Annotated in this window: 2 protein-coding genes and 1 pseudogene; 2 read left to right on the top strand and 1 reads right to left on the bottom strand. The window is 73.2% G+C overall.

Translation table 11 applies throughout. The annotated features are described in order from the left end of the window. Window positions 1–103: 103 nt before the first annotated feature. The gene (locus tag AB0O00_RS29900; RefSeq protein WP_363657027.1) at window positions 104–322 is read right to left on the bottom strand and encodes a hypothetical protein; all 219 of its coding nucleotides are present in this window, start codon (window positions 320–322) and stop codon (window positions 104–106) included. Window positions 323–962: 640 nt separating this feature from the next. Between AB0O00_RS29900 and AB0O00_RS29895 the strand changes: the two genes are divergently transcribed. After that, entirely contained in the window at window positions 963–4,652 is a 3,690-nt protein-coding gene (locus tag AB0O00_RS29895; protein WP_363657025.1) for a nitrate- and nitrite sensing domain-containing protein, read from the top strand. Window positions 4,653–4,662: 10 nt separating this feature from the next. After that, window positions 4,663–4,754, top strand: a pseudogene (locus tag AB0O00_RS29890) (roadblock/LC7 domain-containing protein); the annotation flags it as partial.

Raw genomic sequence — 4,754 nt, 5'->3', positions numbered from 1 at the left:
GCACCTACGCGATCGCGTAGGTGCCCAGCGAACGCGAAGGGCGCCGCGGCCGGTTTCGGCTGCGGCGCCCTTCGCGCGGTGCGGGACGGGATCGGACCGGGGATCAGTCCAGGGGGACGATCACCGGCGCGACCATCAGCTTGGTGCGGCGCGGGTTCGCGGTGCTCTCGGGCAGGTCGGTCGAGTAGGTGACGGCGTCCTCGGGCTTGCGGGCGCCGGGGATCTTGCTGAAGTCCTCGACCGAGGCCAGCGTGGTCCGGCGCGGGTTCGCCGTGGAGCGGCAGGACAGCGTGGACTTGGTGGCCTTCTTCGGCTGGGACATCGAGTCAGCACCTCGTGTTCGCGACCGGGCGCGCCACGACGGGGCGGCACCGGCCTGAGTGGGTTCCGATTGGTTCGGAGGGATTCTGGGCAGGCTGATCGGGGCCGTGCTCCGGATGCAGCCAGGTTACGAGATCTCATTCCACAGGGACCGTGACCAAAGCTACACATTCGGCTGTGATTTTCCTCACGAATAGGGCCGCAAATCTCCGATATCCGACATTTCGCCGTATCGGAATTTCCCGACAAACGGCCGATAACGGGCATTCAGGCAGGTCTGCGACTCTTTTCGATCTAGGGTCCCGTTGGCATGTATCGGACGAGTGTCCGAAAAAGGCGGTATTCCGGTCCGGTTACCGCACAGTCCGTGAAACCGCGCACGCGGTCGGTAGCGGTGACCGATGGTTCCCGGCGGCCCTTGTTGGGATTCCCTCGCTGTGCTGGAATGCCACGGACCGTGGGTAGGGAGCAGTCCACCCCGGTGCCCGCTCTCCCGGACCGGCCGGGGTGCGGATGGAAACTCGACACCGTCCAGGCCGTGGCGACGCGGCGGGACGCCCGGTCCAGAGGTTGCGACGCCAGTGCAGGGACGTTTCAAGAGGGGTAGCGGCGCCGCGGGGAACCCGGAGTCGCGCGAGCCTGTGGCAGCCCCCCAGCAGGCGGCGGCCCCCGGTGGCCCGGCCGACCCGACAACGCCCGAGGGCCCGGGCCACCCGGACCAGGACGGCCAGGACCGGAAGTCCGCCCGCGACAAGCTCCGCAAGTCCCTCACCCGGCGCCGCGCCACCGGTCTGAGCCGGCTCGCGATGCGCAACTGGCGGATCCGGACCCGACTGATCGCGCTGCTCGCGCTGCCCGTCCTGGTCTCGCTGGTCCTCGGTGGCCTGCGCATCCAGACCTCGATGCAGGCCTCGCAGCAGCTCGCCCAGATGGCCAACCTGTCCGACCTGGCCAAGAAGGCGACCAACCTCGCCGACGCCCTGCAGACCGAGCGCGACATCAGCGCGGGCCCGATCACCAACCGGCCGAACGACCCGCTGGACGACGACATCGTCTCCGCGCGCAAGACCACCGACGACCTGAGCCGGACCTTCACCGCCTCCTCGGACAAGTTCGAGAACCTCGAACTCTCCGGCGGAAAGGCGCTGCTGTTCCAGATCCGCAAGGACCTCAACTCGATCTCGGACGCGCGCAACACGCCGTACCAGAACAATCAGAACATCCAGTCGACGATCACCGCGTACGACGTGATCATCCGCGACCTGCTGTCCATCACCCAGGACATAGCGCTCGCGTCGAACAACAAGGACCTCGTCGTCGCGACCCGCGCCCTCCAGCAGTTCTCGCTGGCCAAGGACGCGACCTCGCAGCAGCGCGCCCTGATCAGCGCCGCGCTCGCCAACCCCAGGGCCCCCGACCTCAGCCTGAGCGACGAGTCCTTCGGTATCCGCCTGCGCACGACCTACGACAACGCGCTCACGACGTTCAACAACATCTACACCGCGCACGACCTGGACAACCTGCGCGGCCAGCTGAGCTACAACAACGTCGTCGCCGACGCCGACCGCTACTCGCGCTCGATCCTCCAGCAGAGCGGTATCCACCAGACCGACCCGGTCACCTACAAGGACTGGTTCGAGAAGGCCACCGCCAAGATCAAGGCCGAGCAGCGGATCGAGTCCAAGCTGCTGGAGAACCTGGACGGCAAGGCCCAGGACCTCCAGTCCCAGGCCGACACCGACGCCCTGATCATCGCCGGCGCCGTCGCCCTCGTGCTCCTCGTCGCCCTCGGTGGCGCCGGTCTGATCGCCCGCTCGATGGTGCGCTCGCTGACCCGCCTGCAGGCCGCGGCCGAGGACGTCGCCGAGCGGCGGCTGCCCGAGCTGGTCAAGACGCTCTCCGAGAGCGACCCGCACGACGTCGACGTCACCGTCGAACCCGTCGCCGTCGACTCCGCGGACGAGATCGGCCACGTGGCCCACGCCTTCGACATGGTGCACAGCGAGGCCGTCCGCCTCGCCGCCGAGCAGGCCCTCCTCCGCGGCAACATCAACGCGATGTTCACCAACCTCTCGCGCCGCAGCCAGGGCCTCATCCAGCGCCAGCTGTCGCTCATCTCCGAGCTGGAGAGCCGCGAGGCGGACCCGGACCAGCTGGCCAACCTCTTCAAGCTCGACCACCTCGCGACCCGCATGCGCCGCAACGGCGAAAACCTCCTCGTCCTCGCGGGCGAGGACCCGGGCCGCCGCTGGACCCGGCCCGTCCCGCTGGTCGACGTGCTCCGCGCCGCCGCGTCCGAGGTGGAGCAGTACGAGCGCATCGAACTCGCCGCGGTGCCGTCGGCCGAGGTCGCCGGCCGCGTCGTCAACGACCTCGTCCACCTGCTCGCCGAGCTGCTGGAGAACGCGACCTCGTTCTCCAGCCCGCAGACCCGCGTCCGCGTCACCGGCCACGCGCTGCCCGACGGCCGCGTGCTGGTCGAGATCCACGACACCGGCATCGGCCTGAGCCCCGACGACCTCGCCGAGATCAACGAGCGCCTCGCCAACCCGCCGACGGTGGACGTCTCCGTCTCCCGCCGCATGGGTCTCTTCGTGGTCGGCCGCCTGTCCCTGCGACACGGCATCCGCATCCAGCTGCGTCCCAGCGACTCCGGCGGCACCACCGCGCTCGTCATGCTCCCGGTGGACGTCACCAACTCCGCCGACCGCCGCGGCTCCGCCCGCCCCGGCCCGGCGCAGGCCAAGCAGCAGCGCGGGGTCGCCCCGACGCCGCGCCAGCAGCGCCAGATGCCGGCCGGCCAGGGCGGTCCCGCCGCGCTCGGCCAGGGCCCGGCCGGCGGTGCCCCGCAGGGCCGCCCGCAGCTCGGCCAGGGCGGTCCGGCCGCCCCGGCGGCGCCCGGTGCCCCCGCCGCGCCGGGTGCGCCCGGCGGACGGGCCGGCGGACGGGCCGGCGGCCTGCCGACCCGTCAGGTCGGCCAGGCGCTCCGCGAGAACCCGGTCGTCCCGCCGGGCCAGCAGGCCCCGCAGCGCCAGAAGCCGCAGGCCCAGCAGCCCGCACCGCAGCAGCAGGCCCAGCAGCCGCAGCAGTCGGCCCAGGGCGGCCTGCCGCAGCGTGGCCCCGGCCGCCAGGGCCCGCCGCAGGGCGGCCCAGGCCTGCCCCGCCGCGGCCAGCAGCCCGGCCAGCCCGGTGGGCCGCAGGGTGCGCCCGGCCGCCCCGGTGGAGACCCGAACGGCGGCCCCCGGACCGGCGAGCAGCCGCAGCACGGCCGCCCCGGTGCGCCCGGTGCGCCGGGTGCGCCGCGCCAGGGCGCCCGCCCGGGCAACCGCCCGCAGGAGGGCCTGCCGCAGCGCCGCCAGCCGGGTCGCCCCGGCCCGCAGGGTCCGCAGGGTCCCCAGGGCCCCGGCGGCCAGGGTCCGCAGGGCCCGGGCCAGAGTCCGCAGGGTCCCCAGGGCCCGCGCCGTCCGCAGCGCCCCGGCCCGGACGCGCCGCAGCGCGACCGCCAGCCGCAGCTCCCGCAGCAGCAGGCCCCGCAACTCCCGCAGCAGCAGGGCCCGCAGCCCCAGCTGCCGCCGGCCGAGCCGGCCCCGGTGGAGAGCACGCAGCAGTTCGCCCGGCCGCGCTTCGAGGCCAGCCAGATCGACCCGCGCGACCCGCTGGGCCTCGGCCTGGTCGAGCCGGTGCTGCCGAACGTGCCGAACCCGGCCCGTCCCGAGCCCGTCCGCCAGGAGCAGGCCCGTCCGGAGCCGATGGCGCTGCCGACCGGCCCGTCCGAGGGCGGCGCCGAGCAGCAGCCGTGGGCCGCGCAGGAGGCCCGGCCGCGGCCCTACCAGCCGCGCCGCCCCGGCACGTCGGCGCCGGAGCTCCAGCAGGAGCCCCAGCCCCGTCAGCCTCGCCAGCAAGCCCCGCAGGCGCCCCAGGCCCAGCAGCCCGCACCGCAGCAGCAGCCCCCCCAGGGCCAGCCGCAGCCCGGTGAGGGCGACGCCCCGTGGCGTCCGTCGGCCAACGACGAGCGCTGGCGCCGTGCGGAGCAGGTCCGGGAGCCCTCGACCAGCGGTGTCACGATGTCCGGCCTGCCCCGGCGGACCCCGCAGGCCAACCTGGTCTCCGGCACCGCCGAGGCCTCCCCGCTGACCGGTCCCCAGGTCTCCCGGGCCCCCGAGGAGGTGCGCGGCCGGCTGACCAACCTGCGCCGCGGCATCCAGCAGGGCCGCCGGGCGGGCGCGGAGCAGGCCAATCAGGCCGGCTTCCACCATGGTGCCCAGCAGCCCGGATTCGATAGTTTCGGTGGCCGGACCGACGGCAACAGCGCAGATCACCAGGAGCGTTGAGTTGAACCAGATGAGCCAGGCCGCACAGAACCTGAACTGGCTGATCACCAATTTCGTGGACAACACCCCCGGGGTGTCCCACACCGTGGTGGTCTCCGCGGA

This window comes from Kitasatospora sp. NPDC093558 (assembly GCF_040683475.1).
GTDB lineage: Bacteria > Actinomycetota > Actinomycetes > Streptomycetales > Streptomycetaceae > Kitasatospora.
The sequence above is the reverse complement of the archived record's forward strand: the minus strand, read 5'-3'. Positions and strand labels throughout refer to the sequence as shown.